34 protein-coding genes and 2 pseudogenes are annotated in these 25,769 nt (G+C 35.4%); 4 read left to right on the top strand and 32 right to left on the bottom strand.

The genetic code is table 11. The features are described 5' to 3' along the window. Positions 1-249: 249 nt before the first annotated feature. A complete protein-coding gene (locus tag AC2YJL_RS10940) occupies positions 250-372 on the bottom strand; it encodes a hypothetical protein (protein ID WP_013057357.1) in 123 nt (40 codons plus the stop codon). A gap of 292 nt (positions 373-664) precedes the next feature. Here AC2YJL_RS10940 and AC2YJL_RS10935 point away from each other — a divergent pair, with 292 nt between their 5' ends. Together AC2YJL_RS10935 and AC2YJL_RS10930 are read left to right on the top strand one after the other, a co-directional pair. Beyond that, positions 665-1,201, top strand: a complete 537-nt coding sequence (locus AC2YJL_RS10935) for an IseA DL-endopeptidase inhibitor family protein (RefSeq protein ID WP_014459798.1) — start codon at positions 665-667, stop codon at positions 1,199-1,201. A 154-nt stretch (positions 1,202-1,355) separates the two neighbouring features. After that, complete coding sequence (locus AC2YJL_RS10930; RefSeq protein WP_316910068.1) at positions 1,356-2,942, top strand: MptA/MptB family glycosyltransferase; 1,587 nt, start codon at positions 1,356-1,358, stop codon at positions 2,940-2,942. 39 nt (positions 2,943-2,981) lie between these two features. Here AC2YJL_RS10930 and AC2YJL_RS10925 read toward each other — a convergent pair whose 3' ends face one another. Beyond that, positions 2,982-3,401, bottom strand: coding sequence for a GNAT family N-acetyltransferase (locus AC2YJL_RS10925; protein WP_302892265.1), 420 nt, complete (start codon positions 3,399-3,401; stop codon positions 2,982-2,984). 125 nt (positions 3,402-3,526) lie between these two features. Then, positions 3,527-3,724: a hypothetical protein gene (locus tag AC2YJL_RS10920; RefSeq protein ID WP_014459795.1), complete on the bottom strand. Its 198-nt coding sequence runs from the start codon at positions 3,722-3,724 to the stop codon at positions 3,527-3,529. Positions 3,725-3,768: 44 nt separating this feature from the next. Between AC2YJL_RS10920 and AC2YJL_RS10915 the strand changes: the two genes are divergently transcribed. Beyond that, positions 3,769-4,731: an aminoglycoside phosphotransferase family protein gene (locus tag AC2YJL_RS10915; RefSeq protein ID WP_487374744.1), complete on the top strand. Its 963-nt coding sequence runs from the start codon at positions 3,769-3,771 to the stop codon at positions 4,729-4,731. Positions 4,732-4,748: 17 nt separating this feature from the next. Here the strand turns inward: AC2YJL_RS10915 and AC2YJL_RS10910 are convergent, their stop codons facing one another. The 4 genes from AC2YJL_RS10910 to AC2YJL_RS10895 form a co-directional block, all read right to left on the bottom strand. Beyond that, positions 4,749-5,744 carry an LLM class flavin-dependent oxidoreductase gene (locus tag AC2YJL_RS10910; RefSeq protein WP_487374743.1) on the bottom strand — a complete coding sequence of 332 codons (996 nt, stop codon included), beginning with the start codon at positions 5,742-5,744 and terminating at the stop codon, positions 4,749-4,751. Positions 5,745-5,758: 14 nt separating this feature from the next. Further along, positions 5,759-6,043 (bottom strand): DUF3219 family protein, encoded by a 285-nt coding sequence (locus AC2YJL_RS10905; RefSeq protein WP_014459792.1) that lies wholly within the window; start codon positions 6,041-6,043, stop codon positions 5,759-5,761. 134 nt (positions 6,044-6,177) lie between these two features. After that, complete coding sequence (gene uptA, locus AC2YJL_RS10900) at positions 6,178-6,771, bottom strand: undecaprenyl phosphate transporter UptA (RefSeq protein WP_014459791.1); 594 nt, start codon at positions 6,769-6,771, stop codon at positions 6,178-6,180. Positions 6,772-6,865: 94 nt separating this feature from the next. Continuing rightward, positions 6,866-7,585: an endonuclease V gene (locus AC2YJL_RS10895; protein WP_487374742.1), complete on the bottom strand. Its 720-nt coding sequence runs from the start codon at positions 7,583-7,585 to the stop codon at positions 6,866-6,868. Between the two features lie 268 nt (positions 7,586-7,853). Here AC2YJL_RS10895 and AC2YJL_RS10890 point away from each other — a divergent pair, with 268 nt between their 5' ends. Beyond that, positions 7,854-8,729: a glycerophosphodiester phosphodiesterase gene (locus tag AC2YJL_RS10890; protein ID WP_098249548.1), complete on the top strand. Its 876-nt coding sequence runs from the start codon at positions 7,854-7,856 to the stop codon at positions 8,727-8,729. A gap of 34 nt (positions 8,730-8,763) precedes the next feature. On the opposite strand, the gene AC2YJL_RS10885 is transcribed toward AC2YJL_RS10890, so the two are convergent. The 25 genes and pseudogenes from AC2YJL_RS10885 to AC2YJL_RS10765 form a co-directional block, all read right to left on the bottom strand. Then, the gene (locus tag AC2YJL_RS10885; RefSeq protein ID WP_487374741.1) at positions 8,764-9,279 is read right to left on the bottom strand and encodes a hypothetical protein; all 516 of its coding nucleotides are present in this window, start codon (positions 9,277-9,279) and stop codon (positions 8,764-8,766) included. A 24-nt stretch (positions 9,280-9,303) separates the two neighbouring features. Beyond that, positions 9,304-9,798, bottom strand: a complete 495-nt coding sequence (locus AC2YJL_RS10880) for a hypothetical protein (RefSeq protein WP_487374740.1) — start codon at positions 9,796-9,798, stop codon at positions 9,304-9,306. 53 nt (positions 9,799-9,851) lie between these two features. Beyond that, positions 9,852-10,382, bottom strand: coding sequence for an ankyrin repeat domain-containing protein (locus AC2YJL_RS10875; RefSeq protein WP_487374739.1), 531 nt, complete (start codon positions 10,380-10,382; stop codon positions 9,852-9,854). A gap of 139 nt (positions 10,383-10,521) precedes the next feature. Then, positions 10,522-10,899, bottom strand: coding sequence for a ribonuclease toxin immunity protein CdiI (gene cdiI, locus AC2YJL_RS10870; protein ID WP_047751848.1), 378 nt, complete (start codon positions 10,897-10,899; stop codon positions 10,522-10,524). Positions 10,900-11,012: 113 nt separating this feature from the next. Further along, positions 11,013-11,483, bottom strand: coding sequence for an SMI1/KNR4 family protein (locus AC2YJL_RS10865; RefSeq protein ID WP_033579207.1), 471 nt, complete (start codon positions 11,481-11,483; stop codon positions 11,013-11,015). 90 nt (positions 11,484-11,573) lie between these two features. Next, positions 11,574-12,053: an antitoxin YezG family protein gene (locus AC2YJL_RS10860; RefSeq protein ID WP_487374738.1), complete on the bottom strand. Its 480-nt coding sequence runs from the start codon at positions 12,051-12,053 to the stop codon at positions 11,574-11,576. Between the two features lie 53 nt (positions 12,054-12,106). Further along, positions 12,107-12,568, bottom strand: a complete 462-nt coding sequence (locus tag AC2YJL_RS10855) for a DUF600 domain-containing protein (protein ID WP_487374737.1) — start codon at positions 12,566-12,568, stop codon at positions 12,107-12,109. A 126-nt stretch (positions 12,569-12,694) separates the two neighbouring features. Further along, on the bottom strand, positions 12,695-13,186 hold the full coding sequence (locus tag AC2YJL_RS10850) for an immunity protein YezG family protein (protein WP_230932748.1): 492 nt from the start codon (positions 13,184-13,186) through the stop codon (positions 12,695-12,697). Positions 13,187-13,411: 225 nt separating this feature from the next. Beyond that, positions 13,412-13,867, bottom strand: a pseudogene (locus AC2YJL_RS10845) (DUF4274 domain-containing protein). Positions 13,868-14,072: 205 nt separating this feature from the next. Then, on the bottom strand, positions 14,073-14,558 hold the full coding sequence (locus AC2YJL_RS10840; protein WP_251568371.1) for an antitoxin YezG family protein: 486 nt from the start codon (positions 14,556-14,558) through the stop codon (positions 14,073-14,075). A 212-nt stretch (positions 14,559-14,770) separates the two neighbouring features. Continuing rightward, positions 14,771-15,235 (bottom strand): hypothetical protein, encoded by a 465-nt coding sequence (locus tag AC2YJL_RS10835; protein ID WP_195696836.1) that lies wholly within the window; start codon positions 15,233-15,235, stop codon positions 14,771-14,773. A 455-nt stretch (positions 15,236-15,690) separates the two neighbouring features. Further along, entirely contained in the window at positions 15,691-16,233 is a 543-nt protein-coding gene (locus AC2YJL_RS10830; RefSeq protein WP_230932751.1) for an Imm6 family immunity protein, read from the bottom strand. Between the two features lie 2 nt (positions 16,234-16,235). Further along, positions 16,236-16,649, bottom strand: a complete 414-nt coding sequence (locus AC2YJL_RS10825) for a hypothetical protein (protein WP_251568270.1) — start codon at positions 16,647-16,649, stop codon at positions 16,236-16,238. A 272-nt stretch (positions 16,650-16,921) separates the two neighbouring features. Then, positions 16,922-17,467, bottom strand: a complete 546-nt coding sequence (locus tag AC2YJL_RS10820; protein WP_226701296.1) for an Imm6 family immunity protein — start codon at positions 17,465-17,467, stop codon at positions 16,922-16,924. Between the two features lie 149 nt (positions 17,468-17,616). Next, positions 17,617-18,315, bottom strand: coding sequence for an SMI1/KNR4 family protein (locus AC2YJL_RS10815; RefSeq protein WP_251568272.1), 699 nt, complete (start codon positions 18,313-18,315; stop codon positions 17,617-17,619). A gap of 115 nt (positions 18,316-18,430) precedes the next feature. Next, positions 18,431-18,613, bottom strand: a pseudogene (locus AC2YJL_RS10810) (DUF6985 domain-containing protein); the annotation flags it as partial. Between the two features lie 316 nt (positions 18,614-18,929). Continuing rightward, complete coding sequence (locus AC2YJL_RS10805) at positions 18,930-19,475, bottom strand: T6SS immunity protein Tdi1 domain-containing protein (protein ID WP_025751635.1); 546 nt, start codon at positions 19,473-19,475, stop codon at positions 18,930-18,932. A gap of 305 nt (positions 19,476-19,780) precedes the next feature. Continuing rightward, positions 19,781-19,873: a hypothetical protein gene (locus tag AC2YJL_RS10800; RefSeq protein ID WP_226555440.1), complete on the bottom strand. Its 93-nt coding sequence runs from the start codon at positions 19,871-19,873 to the stop codon at positions 19,781-19,783. A gap of 194 nt (positions 19,874-20,067) precedes the next feature. Further along, the gene (locus AC2YJL_RS10795; RefSeq protein ID WP_251568274.1) at positions 20,068-20,460 is read right to left on the bottom strand and encodes an SMI1/KNR4 family protein; all 393 of its coding nucleotides are present in this window, start codon (positions 20,458-20,460) and stop codon (positions 20,068-20,070) included. A gap of 184 nt (positions 20,461-20,644) precedes the next feature. Next, positions 20,645-21,358 carry a pentapeptide repeat-containing protein gene (locus tag AC2YJL_RS10790; protein ID WP_230932755.1) on the bottom strand — a complete coding sequence of 238 codons (714 nt, stop codon included), beginning with the start codon at positions 21,356-21,358 and terminating at the stop codon, positions 20,645-20,647. A 19-nt stretch (positions 21,359-21,377) separates the two neighbouring features. Further along, on the bottom strand, positions 21,378-22,157 hold the full coding sequence (locus AC2YJL_RS10785) for a hypothetical protein (protein WP_230932756.1): 780 nt from the start codon (positions 22,155-22,157) through the stop codon (positions 21,378-21,380). 369 nt (positions 22,158-22,526) lie between these two features. Then, positions 22,527-23,069 (bottom strand): T6SS immunity protein Tdi1 domain-containing protein, encoded by a 543-nt coding sequence (locus tag AC2YJL_RS10780; protein ID WP_230932757.1) that lies wholly within the window; start codon positions 23,067-23,069, stop codon positions 22,527-22,529. 84 nt (positions 23,070-23,153) lie between these two features. Further along, complete coding sequence (locus tag AC2YJL_RS10775) at positions 23,154-24,023, bottom strand: polymorphic toxin type 15 domain-containing protein (protein ID WP_251568276.1); 870 nt, start codon at positions 24,021-24,023, stop codon at positions 23,154-23,156. Between the two features lie 888 nt (positions 24,024-24,911). After that, positions 24,912-25,232, bottom strand: a complete 321-nt coding sequence (locus tag AC2YJL_RS10770; protein ID WP_014459771.1) for an immunity protein Imm33 domain-containing protein — start codon at positions 25,230-25,232, stop codon at positions 24,912-24,914. Further along, positions 25,229-25,759 carry an ankyrin repeat domain-containing protein gene (locus tag AC2YJL_RS10765; protein WP_251568278.1) on the bottom strand — a complete coding sequence of 177 codons (531 nt, stop codon included), beginning with the start codon at positions 25,757-25,759 and terminating at the stop codon, positions 25,229-25,231. Before AC2YJL_RS10765 ends, AC2YJL_RS10770 begins: the two co-directional genes overlap by 4 nt. Between the last annotated feature and the right edge of the window lie 10 nt (positions 25,760-25,769).

The following is a 25,769-nucleotide window of genomic DNA, read 5'->3' as shown; positions in this document are numbered from 1 at the left end:
GTTAATGAATATCATTCATTATGACATAAAATAGGCGATATCACTTGAAGTCTGTTAGAACCCCTTCCATTATTTTTATAATGAAAGTGCGCAGCTTGCCTTATGTATCTATTAGCTTCAAAACGTAAATTTCCTGCTTTTTTCTATGAATAATGCACGCGTTATTTATGCATTTTTATTATAAAAATAGCGATAGGTTTTTTTCAAAAAAAAGAGAATTAGTTATTATACTAACTCTCCTCTACACACTTACTTTTTATTTGCTTTCTTCGCAATCGCAATCATTGTAGCCAAAACACCGACTGTAATAATCACAATAGCAATTACAGCAGTGGTAATAATAATTCCTGATGTTACTTCTGAAACACCCATTAGTCTACGTTCTCCTTTTGTGCCTGACCTATTTATCTACATCAGCATATTGGTCGGTTTATTCCTATTATATACGAAGTTGTAAAGCGACGAAATATGTGACACATAATTGACATACTGTTTATATGTTTTCTTTTAATTCTACGTTTTATTTAAGAAAATACGGGAATAATTCAAACATATATAAGAAATACTCTTTATTTCTTTAAAGAAGTATTGTAATATAAATGTAACAATTGTAATATTAACAGCATGAATGTTACATATATTTCAATGAATGAGTAGGAGGGAAATGGAAATGAAAAAATTTGGAATAATCTTAGCATCACTTGCTCTTTTCTTTTCACTAAGCACAGGAGTTACAGCTCAAGCAGCATCACAAAATCTATCAACGACTAATGCGGTAAAAATTGCAGCAAACGCAAGCAACCATTTCTGGAATGCACTTCATGGATCTAAAGGCAATTTATGTACTCAAAAAACATTTAATTATAAAGGCACTCAGTACTCATATCTTTGTCAAGATTTTAATACAAAAAGCAAACTAGTAAGCTACTTATCTGAAACGTTTACAAACAGTGCTATTCAAAAAGGATTAACAAATTATCGCTACATCACATATAACGGAAAGCTTGCTCGTCCTGTCGGTGACGGATTCAGCATGCTAGAGTGGAACAAAGCAAAAGCAAAACTAACTTATCAGCGCGCCGATGTTCGCTCTTATCAATTTACGGTTCCAACAGTTGACGGAGGAAGTGTAAAACGCACCGTTACATTTTATAAATCTGGTTCACAGTGGAAAGTAAATAAGTTTGATGCTGTACTATAAGCAATATAAAAAACAAGGTCTTCTAAGGCCTTGTTTTTTTATGCTCTCTCTTCCGCTCTTTATTAAAGAAGTTTCACTTTATTTTCACCAACTCCCCTTATAGTATGGAGACACACTACTACTTATTCGATACATTGTCATCGGAGGATTTTATATGAACATACTACAAAAAAGAACGGCTTTTATCGTAACGGCAGCTTTTCTTTTAGCATTTGTTTTCAGTATCGTTTCACTATCACACTATAAAGGAGAAGAACATTTATTTTCAATTCAAGAAAGTCATCAGTTAAAAAAGATTACGAATGGTATATCTGCTCCTGATAATAATTCGAGGGATCATCGTCTTCCTTCAGGAAACGGTCCCTCTTCACCCAGCAATTCCGGAGAACACGTAACGCCTTTTCATAATCTATCTATGGATAACGGTGCCGGAAGTCAAGGAGCTAACAAAGACTATGAAACGCCGCTCGCTCTTTATACGGTGGGCTTTTTTATAGCAGCAGCTTTCGTTTACGGATTAGTAAAGAAAAAGAAATGGCATCATTCGATAGGGCATTCTCGCGTTATTTTATGGTCATTACTTGGCACCGGTTTATTTATTCGGATTGCGCTGATTCCGTGGGTAGGCTCTCATATGGATGCGTCGCTTTTCAAAAACTGGGCATCGGTTGCGGCTAATCATTTTTCAAATTTCTATGCTAAAAGCGGAAGCGATTATCCGCCGTTTTATATTTATATCTTGTTTATCGTTGGGAAAGTTGGCAGTTTACCGGATTTTCAGCAGTATTTTTCGCTGTTGATTAAAATTCCGCCTATTTTAGCAGATGTCGTCACATCTTATTTACTCTATCGTTTAGCTCGTAAATACTTGGCACCTTCTTTTGCCTATCTGTTAGCAATTGGGTATTTATTTAATCCGGCCATTTTAGTTAATTCAACGTTTTGGGGACAAGTCGATTCATTTTTCACTTTGCTTATTGTCCTAGCGATTGTAATGATTACGGAAAAAAGAATTTACGCGTCGGCCGTTATTTTTACAGCAGCGGTCTTAATGAAGCCGCAGGCGATTATTATCCTGCCTATTTTATTTTTCGAACTCATTCGCCTGAAGCAACTGAAGCATTTCTTCGGTATTGCTTTCACTGCTGCTTTCACTGCTACAGTGATTTTATTGCCTTTTTCAGCAGGAAAAAGTCCTACGTGGATTATTGATTTATTCTCATCCACCATTGGAGAGTACCCGTATGCCTCTGTTAACGCCTATAACTTCTTTAGTTTAATAGGCGCAAACTATAAAGACAGCTCTGCAACGCTGCTGCTTTTCAGCTATCATACGTGGGGACTTATTTTTATCGTCGCGACAACTATTTTTTCATGGCTTATTTATATAAAAGGGCGCAGCTTTAAATACGCCGCTCTTGCAGCGCTTATTCAAATTTCCGGGGTATTTACGTTTTCTTCAAGCATGCATGAACGCTACTTGTTTCCAGCAGCAGCGCTTGCTTTAGTGGCTTATATTTATTTGAAAGACAAAAACTTGCTTTACTTATCCCTTGGATTTAGCATCAGTATTTTTATGAACACTTTTTTTGTTTTATACGGTGACAGCAATATGCAAAACAGTACGTCCTATCCGTTTTCTATGTTTGCTACGTCGATGCTGAACGTTTTGCTTGTTGTTTATTTAGTAAAAGTTGCTTGGAATTTAGTCCAAAAAAGTACGGTTTTAAAAACGGCATAATACAAAAAGCTCAGTGAGTATGATTGATCACTGAGCTTTTTACATAACAAGCGACATGCCTGGCGCGTCTTCTTCTCTTTCTTGAAATCCTAATTTTTTATAAAAATGATGCTTTCCTTTAGCTGCAAATAGCTGAATCGATTCAATTCCGCTTTCTTGGCATTTCGTCAACAGCTCTTGAATAATTTGCTTTCCAAGTCCTTTGTTTTGGTATGTGGGATCCACCATTACGTCGCAAATAAGCGCTTGGTAAATTCCGTCTGAAATCATACGGCCGAATGCAATTAATCGGTCATTGTCATAAATACCGACTCTAAACCAGCTGTTGGCTGCCGCTTCAAACAGCTGTTCTTTTGTATAATTGCCTTTTTTACTTTTATGTAATCCGCTCGCTTCATGCAGAGCTGCAAACTGCTCAAATAACGGAACCTCTTTTTTTATTACGTAAGACACGTTCATTCTCCTCTCAATACCGTTGCTTTCTATATTATATTTATACATCAAAAAGAATAATAATTCAACATTTTTATCTAGTTATCTTGTTACCCTTTCTCCAAATAAAAAAACTGCCAAACGGCAGTTTTTTAGGCTTGTGCTGATTTTTTTCGTTTTTTAAGATCAATTCCTGCTATAATAAGCAAAATGATTCCAAGAGCAATCATGATTTTACTCACTGTTTCTACCCACTCAGGTGCGCTTCCAGCAAGTAAAAGTGAAAATCCAATGATATAAATAGGAAACCCAACGAGAGCCCAAGGGGATTTCACCTTCTTTTTCTTCATATGTACGATCTCCTCTTTCTTTACAGATTCTATGTAGGCTGTATATGATGAGTTTATCAGAAAAATTTGGAAACGACAAAGGAGATAAACGCATGTATACGCTGCCTCAAACATTTTGTGATACAATTACTCACCTTTACCCTCATAAAAGCCAAAAGTGGCTCGCTGACTTCCCTCAGCTGATTCGCTACTGCGAACAGCGCTGGGGTATCACCATTCACAGTCACTTTCCCCTTTCTTACCACTTTGTTGCTCCTGCGCGCAAAGCAGATGAAAGCGAACTAGTTGTCAAATTTTTTGTAGAGCCTTCAGAGCTGCTTCATGAGCAAGAAGCACTGACAGCACTAGCTGGTGAGAACACGGTAAAAATAGTGGACAGTGATGCTAAAAAAGGTATTTTACTGGTTGAAAAGCTATCTCCCGGATGCCCGCTTTCCTCTTTATCAACTAAAGAAGAAGCTGCGTTAATCGCTGCTAGGCTTATGAAATCTCTGTGGCGCATGCCTCACTCGGACTCCACTATCGAAACAGCCGTTAAAAGAGAGAAACAGCTTCGAGAGTATACACAAATGTATCCAAGTGGTATTGATTTTCTTTCTTCTGAAACGCTTCAACACGCACTTGCCGTTTTCTCTGAATTAAACCGCACTTCTCAGCAGCTTTTTTTGCTTCACGGAGACTTGCATCATGATAACATCTTACAGTCTGGTGAAGCATGGAAAATAATTGACCCAAAAGGGTTAATTGGAGAAAAAGAGTACGAAATCATCCCTTTTCTTTTAAATCATTTACCTAAGACAAACGTGGCAGAGACAATTGACCATCGAATCAATATATTTGTAAAAGAACTGAACGTAAGTAAAAAACGCATTTTACTGTGGGGATACGCTCATTCTGTACTAGCCACGTGCTGGTTAATAGAGGACCGCCAAAACACCGCTTCTTTTTCACGTGCTATAAAAGCATTTCAGCACTTATTTGAGTACTATTACGGGCATAAAAAATAAGAGCCGACATTTGGCTCTTATTTTTTGCATTTCTCTGCGACAAGCTCATATGATTTTAATCGGTCAGCCGGATCATGCGTAATGGTGACAAGCATGAGTTCATCCGCTCCGTAGCGTGCTTGAACTTCTTGAAGACGGACGTGTACTTCTTCTGGATTTCCGATAATCATGGCTTCTTTCATCTTCTTCATTTTTTTCTCTTCTTCTTCTGTAAGCGGATAGCTGGCCGCTTCTTCAATAGAAGGCACGCCTTTTGCTTCCATTTTATCCTGCTGAATTTTCCATACGAGTGAGCTCGTTGCGATGCGATGGGCTTGCTCGGTTGTTTCAGCGCAAATGACCGATACAGTGACAATCGCATAGGGCTGATCTCCGCTCCGTCTTGGCTGAAATGCCTGTTTGTACTGATCAATAATAGCTGAACCATCTTGTTCACTCATAAACTGGCCAAACGTATAGGCTATTCCGTTTCTAGCAGCGAGCTCGGCACTTTTTTTACTTGTGCCAAGCAGCCATGGTTCTGGAGAGACAGGCGGAAGCGGCGAAGCTGAAAGCTTTGCGTACTCATGTTCAGCCGGAAACTTATCGTCTAAAAACTGCAGAAGCTCTTCAACAAGTTCAGGCATTTTAAATACTTGCTGTAAAAAATTATCCGACAGCGCATTTGTTGCTTCAGCCGATCCACCCGGTGCGCGCCCAATCCCTAGATCAATGCGCCCTGGAAACAGCGTTGCGAGCATGTTATACGTTTCCGCTACTTTATACGGCTTGTAGTGAGGCAGCAGCACCGCTCCCGATCCAATTCGAATTCTATTAGTCTGTGCGCCGATATAGCCAAGCATCACTTCAGGAGCCGAACAGGCAAGTCCAGACAAATCATGGTGCTCTGCAATCCAGTAGCGCTCATAGCCAAGCTTGTCACCCGCTTTGGCCAGCTCCATTGATGCTTCTAACGCTTCCGCTGGGGTCTGATGGGATGAGACGGGAGATTGGTCAAGTATACTTACTTTCATCACGCATCTGCTCCTTATTCGTTCACTTCAATTAAACTTAATGAAAAATCCCCTACCTGGCCTTTTTCATATAAATTTGTAAAAGACGTAGAGTACTGGTGAATCGTTCCTTGGAAATCGAGATCTTCTTCCGGGACATTTACATGAAAAGTACCTTTATATAAAAGTGTAGTAATATCATGATATTCCTCACTTGTTACTTTAAAATCAACTGAAACTTTTGTTTTGCCTTTTACAATCTCTTGTTCATAGCTGTAAATTTGAATAGGCGTATCATTTAATACAATTTCTTGTACCACGTTAAATCGTCTCCTTTTTTAGTGCGTATGAAAAATAATAGCACTTGAAGAAGTCATGAGCAAATAAAAGAGCTTCTGGTTGCGCATGCAAAAAAAGCATGGCTTTTTGCCATGCTTTTAGTCCAAAAACGATCTTATACGCGCTTTGTACGCGTACGTTTGAATACGAAATAAAGAACAATAATCACAAATGCCGCAACCACAAACGGAAGCGTATATTTGCTTGCTACGTCTTCAATGTTCGCCCAGTTCTCCCCTAGCTTTCCGCCTAAGTAAATAAATAAAATCGACCAAGGAATCATCGCTAACACGGTTAAAGACGTAAACTTCCAAAACGGCATTTTAGCAATACCTGCAGGGATCGAAATAGCATGTCGAACAACCGGGACAAAACGAGCGGAGAAAACCACACCCGCGCCGTATTTATTAAACCAGTTTTCCGCAAGATCGATATGCTTATCATGAATAAATAAGTACTTGCCGTATTTTTGAAGAAACGGACGTCCTCCGTAGGCTCCAATCCAATATAAAAACCACTGTGCAATCGTTCCGCCAATAATTCCGGCAATGACTGCTCCTGGAAAACTAATCATGCCTTGAGAAATCATATACCCCCCGTAGGCTAGTACAATTTCACTTGGAATGATTTCAATCATTAAGCCGAGCGCAATACCTAAATAGCCAAGGCTCGTTAAAAAATCCAAAATACTCGTAATAAATGAACTCACCTTTAATCACCTTACTCATTCTTTAATAATTTTACACTACTACTATATTCCAACCATCAGTATAAAAGGAAACTATGAACTCATTATGAACAGCTTACTTCCCTATTGACTGCCGGTACCTTTTCCTCAGCTCATGCGTATGCAGATCTGCTAGGCGGACTGGAATCGGAAGCTTACTTTCTTTTGAAATAAAATGCATCATAAGCTGATATGACATGTCCAAATCAATATAGTTTCCGCACGACAGAAAAATAGGCTTTACCCCTTTGGCTGTCCTTACTACTCTACCATAAACTTCATCATCAATCACAATATCTTCATAAGCACCCTCTGTATCTTCAGGCATAACGTAATCATGTCCCTTGATCTTTAAATAGCTTTTCCCAATTCCAACGGTAGGTTTATTGAGAAAAAACGAAGCATGTGTGGCTACTCCCATGTGCTCGTAGTGCAAATATCCGTTGCCATCAAATAAAAACACGTCGGGCTCTATTTGAAGTTTTTTAGCCGCTTCAAGAATTAAAGGAAGCTCTCGAAAAGCTAGGAATCCAGGGAGATAAGGAACGGTTACTTCTCCTACACTGTGCACTTTTTCTACAACGTTTTTCATCTGATAATCAACCACTACAATGCTGCAAGCTCCGTAAGATATGCCGTTTTCTTCCCAATACGCAACATCAACACCAGCACAGTTATGTATATGCGTCATTTTGACGCCTGATGTTAAATCAATTTGTGCTTTTAGCTTTTGCTGAAGCGTCCGGCACTCCTCTTTCGTTTGCATCGTAAACGCATGTATGTACTGAATATCCATGTTCCATTCCTTTCATTGACTGACTCACCTATTATACAACTATTTTCTAAGAAATTCCTATTCTTTTTTTCACACCTTTTATTATAGCGCTGTTTCTTTAACGTTTGATTAAAATCCCTATTCGTTTACGCATTTTTTGTAAACATCATCATGAAAAAATCCCTATTTTTCTTTACGAAATGTCAACGTTTTCTACACACTTTCTCTATATCAGCATCACATTTTTTCGTTACGCTATTTCTATACCAACGCATAGGAGAGAAATGTGATGAAAAAATATTTAGCTGGTCTAAGCACCGTCGCCTTGTTATGCTGTTCAATCGCTTCTTCTGCTTTTGCACGCACAGAAGAAAAACTTACAAATATCGCGCACCGAGGAGCCTCCGCTTACGCACCTGAAAACACAATGGCTGCTTTTCACCAAGCGCTAGAAATGAATGCAGATTACATTGAACTTGACGTGCAGCAAAGCAAAGACGGTGTACTCGTTATTATGCATGACCGTACCGTAGACCGAACAACAAACGGAAGCGGACACGTTCGAGAGTTAACGTACGCGGAGCTTCAGCGCTTGGACGCAGGAAGCTGGAAAGGGGATTCTTTTGCGAATGAAAAAGTCCCAACTCTTTCGCAAGTGTTAGATGAATTTCAAGGAAAAATCGGTATATTAATAGAGTTAAAAGCCCCAGAACTTTACCCCGGAATTGAAAAAAAAGTAGCTTTTGAAATCAACAAGCGACAGGTCAATCACGTTATCATTCAGTCTTTTAACGTTTTATCTATGAAAAAAATGCATGAGCTTCTCCCAAATGTTCCTATAGGCATACTAACTTCTTCACAGCGAGACGCAAACCCAAATTCAATCCAGCAATTCGCCGCTTTTGCCACTTACTTTAACCCGTCTTATGACATCCTAACGCCTGCTCTTATCCACCAAGTCCATTCTGCCGGAATGAAAATATCGCCGTGGTCTGGAACCAAGCGGCTTCCCGCTTCATTTTTGTGGAAAACAAAAAGCGACGGAGTCATTACAAATTATCCCGATGAAGTGAATTGGGTGCAAACATCAAGTGCTATCGGACAACAGCTCGAAAAAGGAAGCGCACGCCGAGTAATTACACTTGCCGTCACAATGTGGCCATAGTTCCTGTAATCTTTTACTAGTAACCTCGTCTTCCTTACTGCCTTTTTAACACTTCAATACGTTTGATTTCACTGAAATACCGAAAGTTCCCTTTAAAACATCTCTCCATCGTTTTAAAAAACTGCTCAGCTCCTCCTAACACCACCATAAAAAAGTCTTGTTTTGGAAGCACTGCTTTTACGGGAGGAGATGTATGCAAGGTATACAGTACAAACTGTTCAGAAGCCGATTTTAAGGTTAATACTAACGGTTGATCTGGAAAATTCATCTCTCCATATCCGGTCTCTTTTAAACTCTCCATTGCATCCAACAAATAAAGCCACATCCCATCTATAACATCCCATGCAGATACATCAAGAAGCGGCTCACCGTAGTATTCGAGCTTAATAGCTCCTTCAAGACAAGTAAAATCAAACTGATTACCGTAACGAATGAGTTCTTCTTCGTTTGATATATCGATAAAATAGTGTGATTCCTTTTCATATAGAGATGATAAATCGGTAATCAAAATATCTGGACGCTTAATGAACGTTTGAACACGAAACAACATTATCCCTCCATGCTCTGTTTACTTTCACAGCTCAAATAAATTTTCTCCGTCCTTATTTACCCAATACTTTTCTATTTTTGGAATCAAACCTGTAAAGTCTTCATACGTTCCTTTCCAATCGCTTGGAACATATTCTTCAAATGAAGCCGGCTCAGGAAAAAGTGAGTAGAACGTTTTTTGATCAAAGTCCACTAAAAACGAAGGGCTAAAATCTAATACGTCTTCTCCATCTCCGCTTTCTATTTTATCTTCAAACAGCTTTAAAAGAGTAGCTGCATCTACTTTATATGACTCTATACGTTTTAAAAAAAGCTCAGCATTTTCACTACTGAGAACTTCGATCCCTTTTCGTTCAGGTTCAATGTACTCGTCAACGGCTGAATCACCTTCATTTTCAAAAGCTTGTGCAAACTTTACATAATCCAAATACCATAGCTCTCGATCGGTTACATACCATTGAAACTGCTTTTTATGTACCACTCCGACAATTACGTTTTCAGCATATATGGGTTCTAGCATGAGATGGACCTCCTTGCTTTTATTAGTTTTGTGACCTGTTGTATACGATTTAATTAATCTTTAAGCACTCTCTTTTGTACTTTTTCATTCAGCTTTCGTTTTAAATATTCAGCAATTTCTATTTGTCCTCGTTCAATCGCAAATTCATAGGCATCCATCTCTTTCATATTTTCACCAGAGTATGTAATCGATATATTAATATGATTCTCAACTAACAGTTTAACCATCTCAAAATGACCGTTATATATGGCAGCAAACAGCGGATTTCTATCTGGTTCACTAATATCAAGTTCAATATTATGGTTAATAAGATACTTAGCAATATCTATATGTCCTTTTGCAGCCGCTCTTTCTAAGGCATTGGTAGAAAAAGTTCCTCCTTGTGCATTCACATCTATTCCAGCACGAATAAGGTATTGTACAATTTCTAAATGACCATGAGCTGTCGCTACATGTAGCCATGTGCCAAAAGGTGTGATCCATGTTAACATTTCTGGATTTTTCTCAAATAAGTCTCTTACTTTATTTAAGTGACGACCTTTTATAGCACCTCTAATAGCTTTTGCTATGTGAGTTGTTTCCATTTTTCGTTTTCCCTCTACTTTCTACCTTGTAGAATCCTCTCCAAAATATATCGTCTCTCTGCTTGGTGTGATGCGCTGTAGTGTGGGGAGCTTATTGTCTATAGCAAGACTCGACTCGTTGCTTCTTTATATACTCCTACTAGTCTTCATTACTATGATTTTGTTTGATTTTATGTAAAAGAGCCATCACTTTTTCTTTATCATGGGCATGATCTTCCATATATACGTGGCAAATTTTGTGCAAGTAAGTTAAAAACGTTTCATAATCGACAATAACACTTTTGTCAGTGTCACCCGTACCGTCTAGAAATTCAATGCCGTTTTCAACATAGCCCTCTTCCCACGGCTCTAAGTCGTCTGAAAATGTACAAATGTGGTACTCATTTCCATAACCAGTTTCCTCTGAAAAATAGTGTAAGACTTTTAAAAATTTTTGATCTGATAAAGCGCTATAAAAACTTATCATGGGAGACAACGTACAATCTATATCATGAAATAATTCTACGATTTTCTTCATTTGTATCCCCTTTTTATAATTAATTGAATCAACATTTACTATTTGATCACGCCTACTTCTATGAGAGCCTCAAAAAATCCACAATTATTTTCATGCCCTACTTTAGCTGCGGATTAATGAAGCATAGCTAAAAATTCTTTGAATGTATCTGCAACAGGGTACGTGTTCGGCTCAAGCTCAGCAGAATTTTCATGATCCCATACACAAACGCTAGGGTTATCTCTTGAATTTCTATAATCTAAACACACAAAATCTCCTGCAAATAAAGTCGCGATTGGTAATAAAGCTACTCCCAATAAATCTCCATCATCTGTAAGCCGATCCTCTAATTGAGTCCATGTTACATCAATATCAAACGTACCGGCTTCATTGTTCTCTGGGGCTTCAAGAATACATAAAAACCTTATTAATACATAGCTATGACTCTTCACTTTAAAAGCTTTTGCTTCTGGAGAAGCCCCGTTATTTCTTTTTATCATTTGTTTATAGTCTGGAGGTAATTTCACTCTCCAAAACGCTTCCTTTTCAGCTAGTAAATTATCCGATGGTAATGGATAAATGATTGAATCTTTTTTTATTTCCATTGAATGTACTCCTTCTCTGTAGTATTCTTTCATTCCCTATTGAAATATGTATATTTAACATAATGAATTACACTATAAGCTGTTCATTTTTTATCTATCTTTTACAGCCTCGAGATATCTCTTTAGATGCTTTTGTCCTAGCTTACTTTTTGGCAAGATACCAAGGTATTCATATTTCCATATTGTCTTCCTAGCATGGGAATCTGCGGCTGAAAGATCATCATAATTAAATTGAATCGTAAACGTTTCTTTGTGATTAAAAATTAAAGTGAAGCTGGTCCATGGCTCTTGGTTCTCACTTCCGGTAAACACGTTCCACAATTCTTGGATGCAGTCTAATAATTTGTTCCATTGTTTAACATAGTCTTCTTCACTTACAGCAAAAATTTCAGGAATGTCATGACTGTATATAATTTCATCACTGTTATTAGGATAATAATAGAAGTACGCTGTTTGGGCACCATCAACAACTTCACCATAAAGATAAACTTTAGAACACGCTTCCGGAATGGTCTCTATTACGATATTGCCCATGTCTTGATATAGCTTATTCACTTTTTCTTCGTTCATCTAACATTCCTCCTGCTGCCTTGTTAAATTGCCTAAGAAGCCCTAGCAAAATATTAAAGTCTATTACGTTTCACCTTTTCAAACCACTCATTAGCATTATAACTAGCGGTTTTAACATCATCATTTGTATAAACCAACTCGTAATTGTATTCCGCTGTAAAGTGGCCGCTCTTCACATCATAAATTAATTTCATCTCCGTTGGCATGTCTCTGTTATTTTCTTTACACAGCGCTTCAATTTTTTCAATATCTTCATTTAAAATATCTAATACCATAAATCCTCTTTTCGGAGATGTATCATATCTTTCATCCTCATCCTCATCCTCTAAGGCGTCGTTCACTTGATGAGATTTTACATATTGATTGTTAATAAGGTAAAAAAACTTACTGGCGATAATGTTTCCTTCGCACGAAGCATAGATATACACTTTGTCGGCTCTATCGTTAATATATTCCATACAAATTGATATCATATCGGCTTGGAGTTCACTGAATCGCTCTTCAAATTCTTTCATATGATGTTGCACCTCGCTTATAAACTTTTAATTCTACGCTTGTAAAATATTCCCTTGATGCAATTCTTTAGGGTTAATTTAGTACCTTCATGAGGTGGGAATTTAATCACAAATACTGGATTTATGCTAGATTGGATTATTGGGATACTCATTTAAATACTTATTGATTAAAGTCTTGCTTTCGCTATCATCTGGTTCTGTTCCTAAATATTTATATTCCCAAATCACTAGCTGGTCATCAAAGCTATAATCCGTGTCAAACCAATTTGTATAATCATAATGCACCTTCAATTTGCCATCGCTATTAACAGATAGTGTAAAAGAGTACCAAAGTTCTTGCTGATTATCTTTAAAAACGTTTCTTAATCTATTACTTAACTCAAATAAAGCTCGATCCTTCATTTTATAAAATTCTTTATCAATATCGTCGTATTCACAAGGAATTTCTAAACTATATTTATAGTTCTTTTCATTCTCAAGGGTATTATAAAAAAAGTAAGTGCCTCCGCCCGTTTCGGATATTTGAGCATAAAAATAAAACTTTCCCCATTCTTCTGGTATCATTTTATTCACTGTTTCAGCTATTTCTTTATGTAATTGCTTCATTTCATTTTCCACTTTTAGCAACCTCCGATACATTTGACCTTAATGAAACACCAACAAAAACGGTCTCACCTGCCACTCTTTTCATGACTTCAGTTCGTTCAAATTCTATACCTACCATTCTTCCAGATTTAGCTGCTTGATATTGATATTTAGTTTCCTTTATGTATTTTAGACTTAGACCTAACTCTTTTCTCTTTTTATAATGCATCAATTAACCTAAGTTTAGTTACTAATTCATTATATTTTAAAAATATCAACCGCATCTCCTGGAGATTTATTAATAAGGAGTTCAGGAATGTTTGGATTACTCTTCTTTAATTTATATTTTTGAATGTTTGTTAATTCAGGATTGAAAGAAATAGCCTGAGATGTAAACTCTAAGTTTATGAGTTTGTTGTAAACTTCCCCTAAAAATTTTTTCCAATTTTCCAAAGGAGAATTTAAAACCTCACCAGGATCTTCTCACATACGATACCCTTCTGCATAATGAAACATCAGTAAACCTGTTCCAAAATCACAAGCTGCATTTTCTAGAATAACTGTTGGCACTTCAAATCCACTATTCCAGTTATAATTTGCAGCAGAGTAATGAAGCAATAGAGCGTTATTAGTATTCAATAAATAACTTATTATATAATCCTTATCTGTGCTATTAAGTAACTGTTGAAGAAAATGAATATCGTCCTTATCCATAAGTTCTTGCCTCCTTTTTAAAAAACTCAAATGCTATAAATTATTGATTATTGCTGTTAAAATTCTCTTCATATCTTTTCATTTTCATCATTTGTTCTTTATCTTTTTCATCCGCTAATTCTCTACTTAAATATTTGTACTCGAAAATCCCGCATCTTCACTTTGTGCTTACTGCTTCCTTTATTTGTATAGCCTTAATAATTATTTAAATAGGATTATTTGGATATTCTTTTAAATACTGATCTATTAAACTTTTAGTTTTTTCATCCGCCGGTGCTTCATCTAAATATTTATACTTCCAAATCTTTTTCTGTGCTACAAATCCGTAATCTGTATTCAACCAATCTGTATAATCAAATGATACAGAGAACTTCCCTGTTTGCTCTAACATTAGCGCAAAAGAATACCATAGTTCCTGGTTATTTTCTTTAAAGATTTCCCTGAGCTGTTCACTAAGATCAAAAAGCTTATCTTCTTCATTATTAAATTCTAGTTCCGATATGTTAAATTGTTTTGGTATATCTAGACTATACGTGTAGCTATTATCTCTAATTGATTTATAAAAAAAGTAAACTCGCCCCCCTGATTCATCAATCTGTGCATAAAAATAAAATTTCTCCCATTCTTCTGGAATCATATTATTAACCGTTTCTGCTATTTCTTGATACAATTCCTGTAACTGGCTTTCCATTTGCATAAAATTTATCCTCCTGACTGGTTTTCAACTGTTGCTATCCCTAGTTCTTCATCTTCAATTTGGTATGTTATCCTAACTGTTTATCTTTAACTTTTTTATATTTCTTCAAATCCATGTCAAACAACTAAAAAAAGACACTATGATACTTATATATCGTAGCAACTATTAAGCTGACACATCTTATGAACTCTAGCTTCACAAAAGAATTAGCGCTCTTCTTTGCACAAATATAAGTATTGGCCAAATTCAGGAAACACATCCCAGTTTTTTTCAAGGGTATTGTTTGCTTCGCGTTCCTCGACTGAACCATTTTTTAAATCACGCTTTTCCATTGCTATGTAACCATCTTCTCGGAAATTCAAAATCAAACTACTTACTTCTGTATTAGTTTTATCATCATATTCCCAATACATGGCTGTTCTTAAAAAAAGCTTACCTTCACTCATAACTTCGAAATCATAATTTAAATATTTACGAATTAGTTCATCATAAAACCCTACCGAAACCCATTCATTTGTAATATTTATAATATACTTGTGCTTCTCATCTTCCCTTAGTACGACCGTATAGGGTTTATGTTTTTGGTGGTATGTGTATGCAGTATGCTCATCAAGAATGTTCCAAGGCTTCTTTTTGATATCTGACCATTCGTCACAATAATACATTTCCATAGTCACTTGTACACCTTCCCATAATATTTCTACTAACAGTGCTGTTTTTTTTCACAAATTCTTTATACGTTTCTGGTAAATTCATTCTCCATTTACCTTCCTTTTCAGAAAGCACAGTATCGTCCGGCAAGGGATAAATGATTGACCATCCTTACATTCCATTTGTATACCTCTTTAACATTGTGATGAAGTGTAATATTAAAAGGCGATATATCCATTTGGCTTCTGATCATCGTCCTTCTCATAAAATTCAAATATTAACTTGATATTCCTTGATGATGCTACCTTCATGAACTTTAATAAAGCATCATTCAAGTATACAAAATGTAAATATCTCAAAAAAACAACCAAAAGCAGCTGTCATCTAAAAGTCTCATCTGCTTATCTTTGAAGTTAAAATCTGCTTTTAAAAGTATAGCTAAATAATTACACATTTTTAGAAGTTTCTTAGTTATCTATTTCTCAATAGACTCATCAATAAAAGTCTTTATTGAAATTAAATCTACCCTTTTATCAGCATTCTTTGGATAGTTTTCTTCAAGAAAGTGTAATAGCTTATCTGAGATACTATTATTCTCATATACCTTTTCAAAATTTGTTATGAAGCTTTGAACAGTCTGATAATCAACACTTTCAATAGTCTGGGGAAGATACTTTTCTTTTTCATATTGATACGCCTCCCAGATTGTATATGCCAGAGCATTTCCAATACATATCCATACTTTTTCATTATCTTTATCATCGGCCAGTTGCATATAAGTCATGATATCTGTTTCATCTATGTTTTCTAAATATACATACAGGCTATCTGCGTCAAAATCCTTTAATTTTAGCCATTCCCAAGCTTTTTCTAATGACTCAACCGCTACTTCAAATCCTTTAGATTCAGAAATCTTGTTGATAATTAAATTAGATAGTGACAATAGATACTCGACTTTAGCATCCTTGCTCAAATTATTAAATCGATTTATTCGATTGGGTGATCCTCCTTCATACATGGTTACCTTTTGAGTAATTTTATGTATTTCGTATCTTTCCCTTCAAATAATCTTCCTTCTGATTTTCGATTAGCAATATCAAAAAATTCTTTGGCAAGTAAAAGGGATCCCAATTCATAATAAATAACGCCTGAAATAAACTCTCTCTCACCATCATCAAATCGTTTAAAGCCTGATGAGTATAGATGAGTTAGCCAATATTGGGCACTTTCATAGTCATTCATTATGATAAAGGTATCAATGATATCTTTTACCACCTCATAAGTATCACTATATAACCCTTTTGGAAGCGGAATCTCTTCCCACCCTTTGATTAATACATCAACAGATTGTTGATAATTTTTCTGTTCAAATAACTGATCACTTTTCACTCTATATTCTCCAACTCTTTGTTGGATATTTAATTCCATTTTCATTTACATTCTCCTTAATAAAATGGGATGACTTGTTAAGACTAAAGATACATTACTATTTAATAGTTTTGCACTTATAAAATTTGACTAGACCTATTGATTCCTATCCTAAAACATAAAAAGCGCCTTTTTCTTTCCTTTAACAATTACGTGCTGTTAAAAATAATGCATTTAACTGCTTTTTGAGGTGTGCTTACTGTTAGTTCTCACCATTTGCTGTAGTGGTCTACACTTACTCATTCGTTCTGTTTATTTAATAGGTTCCATACACTGAGTTAAAATAATTTCATAAAGTCTTCTCTTTTTATTGAGGTTTCATTGCTTGTACACTCATAATCATAAAAAACTAATTCCATTCTTTCAATTTCCTCTACTGTGATAAAACCGGTCTCAACTGCGCTATTCAAAAAGACAGTGCTACTATCTGCACCGATACCTTCCAGTGCTTGCGGTACATATTTTACTTTTTCGTTTTTATAAGCTTCCCAAGATGTATAAGCGGCGGCATCCACTAGTAGTGACCATAGCCTAGCCATATTCAAGTCTTCTTCTTCCTCAGCAAATTCTGAGATCCCTGTATAGTCTGCATTGTCAATAAGCTCATAGAGTTCATCTCCAGTTACAGTATGAGATTCACCCCATAACCAACATTTGTCTAACGCTTCTCTACCTGCTGGATATCTTTCATCACCTTTACTTATTACAGAAAATACTCTTTCAGCAACAATTAAAACAACCCCAACTTTTCGTTCACTTTGCAAATTAAGAATGAATTTATTTTTCACAAAATCCTCTTTATGTTTATTTAATAATCTTTCCATTTTTTTAACGTACACGTAATTCATTTTTGAACTTTTCTATGATTGTACTGATTGTTACGCTCAAATAAAAGAAAGCACCTGCTTCCTTTTATGGACAATCAAGTGCTATATGCTATATAAACTTACTTAGTCTATTTACACATTATTTTTTAATTATCTTGTAACCCTATTAAAATCCATTCATCTACAATATCCCAGAAATCAACACTATATTCAGGCTGATCATTGGTGAACCACAGTGTTGCTCTATTATCCGTACAATTGTTCAAATCTACCGCAACGTATCCACCCATACCATTCTCAAAAAATCCATAAGTGGTATCAAGATTGATTTCTAATGGATGCTCTAAATCATCAAGAATCCCCCATTCATCTTCTTTAAAATAAGTTACTCTCTCTAACGGTACTAGACCCATTGCTCGACTTGGCATATAATAAAAGCCATTATGTAACTTTCCGTAAAATTTAACAATAGATTGCGGAACACTTGACCAAGCTTGTTCCATGTCTAAATCGTAAATTGATTTGTTTGGTATTCCCCCTTCATAATAAAGAATTTCGTCATTTTCACTCTTCACGCTATATAGAATGGCGTACTGTCCATTATCTATAATGAGTTCAACATCTACTAAATTCTCTTTTAAATATGAAATCGTGTGACTTAATTCTTTTTCACATACCCGATTCCATAAAGCAATTAGTTTATCTTTCCTCTCAGTCTTGTCAGTTTCTATAAATACTTCCAGCCATTCTTTCGGGATGTTCTCTTTCTTAATATTTAGTAAGTCTTCATTAGATACAAACTCAATACTTTTTCTGTATTGTTGCAGAAAAGACAACTTATCCACTTAGAATCACTCCTATTTATCCGCTTAAATTCATTTATTAAACTATCTTTATTTTCTACCGTGTTTTCTCTTGTAAATATGGTTATAGATTGTTGTCGGATAAAAAACAGTTTATTTAGATGGTCACATCATGCCCCCCTACGTCGTTCACCTGTTCATCTAATAAACGAAGTCCCAATCCATTTTCTATATCCCATGTACAATCAAATGTTAGTCCAATATCACGTTCATCATAAATATCCTTATACGAAACAATAATACCCACTAGGCTAATTATTTCAAGTATTTGGTCAGTGTTTTCAGTTTCTAGGTAATGCCTATTTTAACTAACATCACAACCTGACTCATGCCATGTTTGTTTATATACGTCTTTGTACTTGTCATACATGGAACTTCCCCCCACTTACTCGCTGAGCTAAGCTCGTTCCGCTCCTTCAGGTAGGGGTCTTCTAGACTAAAATGATAAAATGTCATCTCACCTAGACTCGTAATTCTTTTTCTACTCATTTCACTCGTACTTTGTTTTTTTATTTATATATTCGTTATTGTGTTTCCTATACGATCTGCTTGTAAAATATAAAATAAGTAGTAAGTCTACTTCATTAGAACGAACCTTATACCTCTACTGGCCCCATAAAACCAGTAATAATAAGAATATGTTCCTTCAATTTGACCTTTTTTAAGTTCTCTACTTTTTCTGCTCCACCTAACCCTAATAGAGGTGTATAACCAAAACACTCATCATACTCTAACTCATTGTATTGTTTAAGCGCTTCGGGATAAGGCTGCCAAGATAAATCTTCATCCCTGAATTCTAAATCAGCAATATTTTGAAAGAAAAATTCAAATGTAAACATAATAATCTTTACTATGCCATACCTGTAATTAAGTAATCCAACATATCCATCCGCCCAAATAATCAAGTCTCCCATACTCGTAGCAAACAATACGATTGAATCCTTAAATCTTGGACAACTCTCCTCCAAGATTTCTATAAATTCCTCTGGATTTACGCTTTTAAAATACCCTTGCATAAATGTACCAAATCCATAATTACTCCAAAAATTTATCACTTCATTTGGTACTAATTCTTTATACTTTTCAATGATTTCACTCGGAACTTTACTATGCAACTTAAAATCTTTTAAATATTGCTCCATTCAAACTCCTCCCCTAAAGTGTTAACTTTACATTCAAATACGTATTTTTAAATTGTTCTGGTGTCATGTTTTTCGCTACTTCCTCTATTTGTTTATCAATACTCTTGATTCTAGACCTCCATTAACTACCTATAGAGAAATTAATCCTCTTATCTCCTATTATTTCAGCTTTCCCACCTGCTATCTAGTCAGGAGTCAGGGTGCTTGAGTAACTAACCATGCCTGAGCTTTTTTCTTTGCTTGTGATAACGGTAATCCCTCACTTTGAAGTTCATTTACCTTTTGTACATAAGCTTTTTGTCTAGCTATTTTTGAACTGCATTTCCTTCTTTCGCTCTACCTTTATCAATAAATTGCTCTCGATTTTTCTGATATTCATATATGGTTAATTCATTCATCCCTTTTTCTTGATCTTTTAACTGTCTTGTAAATTCTTATGAATCGAATTTAGTTTTGTAGGTAAATTTCACTTTAATTTCTTTTGTTCTAGGTATATCATCTAAATGCTTGGCTTTATCCGTATCCTTATTTAAAACCAAAAGCGATAATTGGGTTACCAATTATCGCTTACTAAGTCAAACCATTTGATGTACTATAAAGTAACAATTATTTTATTATCTATGTCTAAGCTCCAATAATAAACCGCTCCGGCATCTTCTCCTGATAATGACAAGCAAATTTTGTTATCAATTGGATCTTCGCCAATAATTAGAAGATTATCAGGTATTATATGGTTACTATGAAAAGCTAAAAATACATTCTGTACATTTTTATGCACTTCTTTAGTAAATGGAAGTATAGATGTTAAAGATGACGTGATTTTTTTGTCTAAGGTTTGACTCCTTCGTATAGTAGGGTTGCCGCCATTGGTTTTAAGTAAAAACTCTTTATAATCATCGGGCAATTCAATATTCCACTCTTCTTCAAATGATTGAATCTCTTGCAAATTTGCAGGCTTACTATTATTTTTAATCTCTATATTCATAAATAAATATTACTCATCCCTCTATAAATTATCTCAGTCCATAACTTTGCAACCCATATCATCCCTAGAGATTCTTTCTTTTAGTTTCAAGTTCTATAGTGAGAGTGTGACACCCTTTACATGCTGTGACAAATCATACATTAAAACGTAGGTGCCAATTTTACATACAATTTAAAATCAACTTCTATATCATTTTCAACACTTGTTCTTTCACATTTTCGTCAAACTTAGCTCCTTCTACATTTGCTCCTGTCCAAACTACATTGTCGAGTTTAGCACCGGTAAAATCCGCTTCTGTGAAATCCCCATTTAAAAGGATTGCTCCGGTAAAATCTGCTTCTGTGAAATTAGCATTTCTAGCATCTACCTCTGATAAATTCACATTTTCCAAATGCGCTTTTTCAAATTTACCATCTGTCAGATTGGCACCGCTGAAATCCGTTCCCGTACAGTCGGCCTGTTCCGCATCAATTCCTGACAAATTTGCATGGCGAAATGTAGCATGATTTAAAATTGTTCCAACTAATTCTCCATGTGAAAAATCAGCCTCATCAAAACGAGTTTCAAAGCAACTACTTATATTTATCTTTGCATATTTCATATTTGCTTTAGAAAAATCCGCTTCGCCAAACCTACAATCTGCCATGTTAATTTCCTCTAAATTACAACTTCTGAAATCAGCTAACTCAAAATCGCAGTCATGAAACGCTGCTCTCATTAGTGAAGAGGCTCTCAACACAACACGTTTTGCCATAATACGCCTTGCCATTACTTCTGACAGGTCTGAAAAACTAAGGTCTAAATCACTCATATCTACCTGATCTATAACCTCATCATTATATTGAGATCTATTTACTATTTCCATAACCCTTATTCGCTCATTACTTTTCTCATCCATGATTACAAATTCCTTTCCTTTAATTTTCTAGATACTTCTTCCAAGCAACATTAGGCGAATACGTGACAACCATTCGACTTTCATGAAAACTTGGCACAGCTATTACTTGAGCTGGTTCTAAGTATTTCATTACATGTAACCACCGATCTAGCAATGTATCCCTATCAGCTTCTAATGGATTTTGTAAAAGATCCATACAAACCCCGCCCCATTCTAATTCTGATACGACAGCGGGAGTATTTAGTAGGAATTCCTTATCAAACATTTCTAAAATATGACCACTAAAATATGTTCTAGCTCCTACCCCCAAGGGACCGTTAGGAAGAAACCTGACCGGTATAGGTAGTGAAGACATATTCATCCACATATGTAAGCGTTCATATTCAGTATTCCATGGATAAGATGCTTTCCAAAAAATTTGCGACACTCCATAACGCGGCTTTACAATTTCTGCGATTTGATCAGATAACTCAAAAAAAACAGACCATAATTTTTTAGGTATTGATTTATGGAACTCAAACTCCAAATATGAACTATGACTCCAGTTAACTTTAAAACTCCCTTTATAGTGCACCGCTTTATCACGATACAGGTGAACTTCAGATACTCTAAGCTCTGAAATCACTTTTTCTAGAATTTCCCGACGATTATATTCTACCTTTACTGTTTCAGAGTTACCCCAATGGGTAGGAGCAAATTTTTCATTTGACTCAAACACATCCAAAAGACGACCTAATAGCTCCTCTTCGTTAAAAGCTACTGTGGGGTACATTGAAATTGAAAAATAATTAGGTTTCATCTATATCCTCCTTACATACTAGATGTCATATCAGCCTGCAATTCACTGAATAAATCTTTAAATTCTTTCATACTACTTTTACTTCTTTAACAATAATAAAATGCTGTAAGGCCATGCTTGCCATCAATAATATATTTAACTATAAATTTCTTTGTTTGCATATTACTCTCAGTATAAATGTTTTTAACGTCAACACTTGTTTTTTTGAAATATTTTTTTAAAAATTCAACCTCATTTCTCTTTAACTTTCTGATATTTTTCACATTCACATCGGATAATTTAAAAACAAAAAATGGCTCACAAAAAAACACTTGTTGCCTAAAAGGCAGTCAAGTGCTTATAGTTCATTTTGTAATATAGCTTTGAACATTATTGTACTGGTCCCATGAATTCAGTAATAATAAGAATATGTTCCTTTAATTTGACTTTTTTTAGATTCTCTACTTTTTCTGCTCCACCAAGCCCTAATAGAGGGGTGTATCCAAAACATTCGTCATAAGGTATTTCGCCCCATTTTTCTACTGCTTTTGGATATGGCTTCCACTTTAAATATTCGTCTCGAAATTTTTCCGAATCTAAACTTTTAAAAAAGTATAGAAAGTTTGGCATAAGTGTTTTAAGTAAGCCGTACCTAAAATTAAGCAACCTTACATAACCATCAGCCCATATGACTAAATCCCCCATACTTGTTGCAAATAATACTAAAGAATCAGTGTATCTTTGGCTACTTTCTTGTAAGATATCAATGTACTCCTCTGGATTGACACTTTTAAAATAACCTGCCATAAATGTTCCAAATCCATAATCCTGCCATAAATCTATTATTTCTTTAGGGACCATATTTTTATACTTTTCAATCAGTTCACTAGGAACTTTATTATGCAACTTAAAATCTTTTAAATATTGTTCCATTCAAACTCCTCCTTTAATGTGTTAACTTTACATTCAAATAAGTATTTTTCAGTTGTTCTAGTGTCATATTTTTTGATATTTCCTCTATTTGTTTATCAACAATTTTAATAAATTAACCCTCTTATCTCCCATTCCTCCTATTATTTCAGGCCTTCCTCCCGCAACCTGATCTGGATTATGAAGTGCCGCTTGGGTTTTTAGCCATTTTTTCGCCTCTTCCTCTGCTTCATCAAATGATTTTCCTTTATCCATAAATTCGGTAATTTTGTCAGATAAAGCTTCTTCTCTAGCTGTTTGTTGAGCAACATTTCCCTCTATTTCCCTGCCTTTATCAATAAATCGCTCTCGATTTTCCTGGTATTCATGTACGGTTAATTCATTCATACCTTTTTCTTGATCCTTTAACTGTCTTGCAAATTCTTCTGAATCGAATTTAGTTTTGTAGTTACATTTCACTTCAATTTCTTTTGTTCTAGGTATATTATCTAAGTGCTTGACTTCACCCGTATCCTGTTGAATTTGACGTTCACTCACACGCTCTGCTTTTACAGGCTTTTCAATCATCTGCATCGTCTGCTGCTTCACATTCTGCAAGGTCTCCCTCACCGTCTGCTGGGCAAGTGCTGGACCAGCCGGCACAAGTTCTGGCATGAGTCTTGGCATGCTGCTGTCTAGGATGTTGTTATACGTTTTATGTAGCGACTGAGTCCAGGAGGCCGGTGCGTTTTTGACGCTTTGGTAGGCTTGCTTTGTGACGTTGGCAACGGCGCTTGTGCGAAGCGTGTTGCGCATGTTGTTAAGCTTTTCGGTTCCCTTGGTCGCAAGGCTTTGTACCATTTTCCCCGCTACCTTCGTAGAAAGCGCTCCAGCTCCAGCAATTCCTAATGCTTGCAGAAGGCTTGCTTTACGCTGCTCTTCACTGATTTTATTCCCAAACATGTCGCGTCCGGTCATGTATTCTCCTAGCCCGTTGGCAGCCACAAGACCGTAAAGGCCTTTTTTGGTTTGCTCTAGGACTTTGAAGGATTTGGCAGATTTGCAGCGTGATCGCTGCGCTTAGGCTATTCATTTGACTACAAATAAAAATGAAAACCCTTTGAAATTATATACCCTCACATAAAAGAAAGCACTTGCTGCCTGTTGTAGACAATTAGTGCTCTCTAACGAATTAAATAGGTCTGACGAATATATGAGTATTCACTCTAGTTTAGATACTATCAAACTACCTATTCTGCTAAGATATTTAGAAATTTTTCAAAGCTGTTACTTACAATATATGTTACAGGATTTAAATTCAAGGATTCTTCATAATTTCAAACGTATACAATAGGCTCTTCAACATGGTAGCAATCATCTAAACAAAGTTCCCTGCAAATAAAACAGCTATGGGGGGTAATTCAACACCTACTAAATTTTCATCAAAAAGAATTCTTTCGTCTAATTGTGTTCTAGCTACTCCTATATCTTAATACTTATTATCTCTTTCTTACAATTAACTCAAAACTGTATTCAGCTTTAAGCCACCCTTCATATCATAAATTACCTTTATCTCCATTGGCATGGCTCTTTTACATTCTTTATAAAATTTTTATCTAAATGTAACTGCCTCCGATCTCCTATGTCTACCACCCAACATGAACTTCTTAATTCAAGAAAAGACATTTTTAACATAAAAAACATTAAAAAAAACCCTCAAAAGGCTATATCCAATCAAAGGTTTAATAATATTTTGCTGATTTTCATAGTATATATTATCTATTTTTTTAATCCTTAACCTTTATTTACACTAATGGAACTTCATACTAATAAATCCAAATCTGTATCAGTCACTAATATACAACCTTAAAAAACTACCTTTTCTCCTGAATCAGTATAAACAAAATACTTTTTATTATTTTCGCTTAGTAAAGTTATATCTGTACCAATAGGCATATCAAAAATATTTATTATAGCAGGTTCTATTTCAATAATCGTTCCCCAGTCGCAAACTGACATATTCGATGCATTTGCAAGAAATTCCTCTGTATCGATATCAGACAAAAATCTCCACCCATTATCAAGATCATTTACTGGTTCTTCTTTAATGCACCATTTTAAGTCCCCTATATTTTTTAGAATATTATTTGATACAACGCTACCGCCTAATCCACTACTTGTTTTCAACTAACCGCCTCCATGACTTTTTTCATATCCTCAGTTCCACGTTCTTCAATTATTCGCTTTAAAGAATAACCAAATTTATTGGAATCATTAAAATCGGGGTGTTTTTCCAAACAGTGTAAAAGTAATTCATTTCCATCCCTTGTGCGTTCTTTTAATACTTCTTGACACAGAGATAATATTGCAGAATTAGAAAATTTTTTATCTTTTAAATTTAAATCAACACCCATTTCAACTAACTTATATGCTAAGTCAACAGCACCTACATAATTAATATTTGCTGCTAAATAGTGCAATTCATTACATCCTTCATTTGAAACAATATTAACTTTTGCATCGTTTTCTAGTAAAAACTTTGCTATATCGAACTTTCTACTAATCAGTGATTTTTCAAGTAAACTAATACCATTTTTATCAACCGAGTTTATTACCTCTTCGATACATTTATTTTCAATCTTCAACTTTTTTAAAAATTCTTCGAGATTTCCAAACTTTATTATAGTCCAAAAATCAGCCTTGTTAATGTCCATTTACATCATT

This window comes from Priestia sp. SRI_019 (assembly GCF_057586255.1).
This window is presented reverse-complemented; position numbering and strand designations above follow the sequence as displayed.

What these genes read in the sequence shown, in the direction of transcription:
- AC2YJL_RS10925 (WP_302892265.1), bottom strand. Translation starts at nt 3,401, where the DNA reads ATGAACGTGTCTTACGTAATAAAAAAAGAGGTTCCGTTATTTGAGCAG.
- AC2YJL_RS10930 (WP_316910068.1), top strand. Translation starts at nt 1,356, where the DNA reads ATGAACATACTACAAAAAAGAACGGCTTTTATCGTAACGGCAGCTTTT.
- AC2YJL_RS10940 (WP_013057357.1), bottom strand. Translation starts at nt 372, where the DNA reads ATGGGTGTTTCAGAAGTAACATCAGGAATTATTATTACCACTGCTGTA.
- AC2YJL_RS10915 (WP_487374744.1), top strand. Translation starts at nt 3,769, where the DNA reads ATGATGAGTTTATCAGAAAAATTTGGAAACGACAAAGGAGATAAACGC.
- AC2YJL_RS10895 (WP_487374742.1), bottom strand. Translation starts at nt 7,585, where the DNA reads ATGGATATTCAGTACATACATGCGTTTACGATGCAAACGAAAGAGGAG.
- AC2YJL_RS10855 (WP_487374737.1), bottom strand. Translation starts at nt 12,568, where the DNA reads ATGAAAGAATTTGAAGAGCGATTCAGTGAACTCCAAGCCGATATGATA.
- cdiI (WP_047751848.1), bottom strand. Translation starts at nt 10,899, where the DNA reads ATGAAGAAAATCGTAGAATTATTTCATGATATAGATTGTACGTTGTCT.
- AC2YJL_RS10775 (WP_251568276.1), bottom strand. Translation starts at nt 24,023, where the DNA reads ATGACCGGACGCGACATGTTTGGGAATAAAATCAGTGAAGAGCAGCGT.
- AC2YJL_RS10910 (WP_487374743.1), bottom strand. Translation starts at nt 5,744, where the DNA reads ATGAAAGTAAGTATACTTGACCAATCTCCCGTCTCATCCCATCAGACC.
- AC2YJL_RS10935 (WP_014459798.1), top strand. Translation starts at nt 665, where the DNA reads ATGGAAATGAAAAAATTTGGAATAATCTTAGCATCACTTGCTCTTTTC.
- AC2YJL_RS10780 (WP_230932757.1), bottom strand. Translation starts at nt 23,069, where the DNA reads ATGGAACAATATTTAAAAGATTTTAAGTTGCATAATAAAGTTCCTAGT.
- AC2YJL_RS10795 (WP_251568274.1), bottom strand. Translation starts at nt 20,460, where the DNA reads ATGAATATAGAGATTAAAAATAATAGTAAGCCTGCAAATTTGCAAGAG.
- AC2YJL_RS10880 (WP_487374740.1), bottom strand. Translation starts at nt 9,798, where the DNA reads ATGCTAGAACCCATATATGCTGAAAACGTAATTGTCGGAGTGGTACAT.
- AC2YJL_RS10820 (WP_226701296.1), bottom strand. Translation starts at nt 17,467, where the DNA reads ATGGAAAGATTATTAAATAAACATAAAGAGGATTTTGTGAAAAATAAA.
- AC2YJL_RS10765 (WP_251568278.1), bottom strand. Translation starts at nt 25,759, where the DNA reads ATGGACATTAACAAGGCTGATTTTTGGACTATAATAAAGTTTGGAAAT.
- AC2YJL_RS10785 (WP_230932756.1), bottom strand. Translation starts at nt 22,157, where the DNA reads ATGAAACCTAATTATTTTTCAATTTCAATGTACCCCACAGTAGCTTTT.
- AC2YJL_RS10790 (WP_230932755.1), bottom strand. Translation starts at nt 21,358, where the DNA reads ATGGATGAGAAAAGTAATGAGCGAATAAGGGTTATGGAAATAGTAAAT.
- AC2YJL_RS10830 (WP_230932751.1), bottom strand. Translation starts at nt 16,233, where the DNA reads ATGTATGAAGGAGGATCACCCAATCGAATAAATCGATTTAATAATTTG.
- AC2YJL_RS10825 (WP_251568270.1), bottom strand. Translation starts at nt 16,649, where the DNA reads ATGAAAATGGAATTAAATATCCAACAAAGAGTTGGAGAATATAGAGTG.
- AC2YJL_RS10920 (WP_014459795.1), bottom strand. Translation starts at nt 3,724, where the DNA reads ATGAAGAAAAAGAAGGTGAAATCCCCTTGGGCTCTCGTTGGGTTTCCT.
- AC2YJL_RS10875 (WP_487374739.1), bottom strand. Translation starts at nt 10,382, where the DNA reads ATGGAAACAACTCACATAGCAAAAGCTATTAGAGGTGCTATAAAAGGT.
- AC2YJL_RS10840 (WP_251568371.1), bottom strand. Translation starts at nt 14,558, where the DNA reads ATGGAAAGCCAGTTACAGGAATTGTATCAAGAAATAGCAGAAACGGTT.
- AC2YJL_RS10835 (WP_195696836.1), bottom strand. Translation starts at nt 15,235, where the DNA reads ATGGAAATGTATTATTGTGACGAATGGTCAGATATCAAAAAGAAGCCT.
- AC2YJL_RS10885 (WP_487374741.1), bottom strand. Translation starts at nt 9,279, where the DNA reads ATGTTGTTTCGTGTTCAAACGTTCATTAAGCGTCCAGATATTTTGATT.
- AC2YJL_RS10865 (WP_033579207.1), bottom strand. Translation starts at nt 11,483, where the DNA reads ATGGAAATAAAAAAAGATTCAATCATTTATCCATTACCATCGGATAAT.
- AC2YJL_RS10890 (WP_098249548.1), top strand. Translation starts at nt 7,854, where the DNA reads ATGAAAAAATATTTAGCTGGTCTAAGCACCGTCGCCTTGTTATGCTGT.
- AC2YJL_RS10800 (WP_226555440.1), bottom strand. Translation starts at nt 19,873, where the DNA reads ATGAATGAATTAACCATATATGAATATCAGAAAAATCGAGAGCAATTT.
- AC2YJL_RS10860 (WP_487374738.1), bottom strand. Translation starts at nt 12,053, where the DNA reads ATGAACGAAGAAAAAGTGAATAAGCTATATCAAGACATGGGCAATATC.
- AC2YJL_RS10805 (WP_025751635.1), bottom strand. Translation starts at nt 19,475, where the DNA reads ATGGAGCAATATTTAAAAGATTTTAAGTTGCATAGTAAAGTTCCGAGT.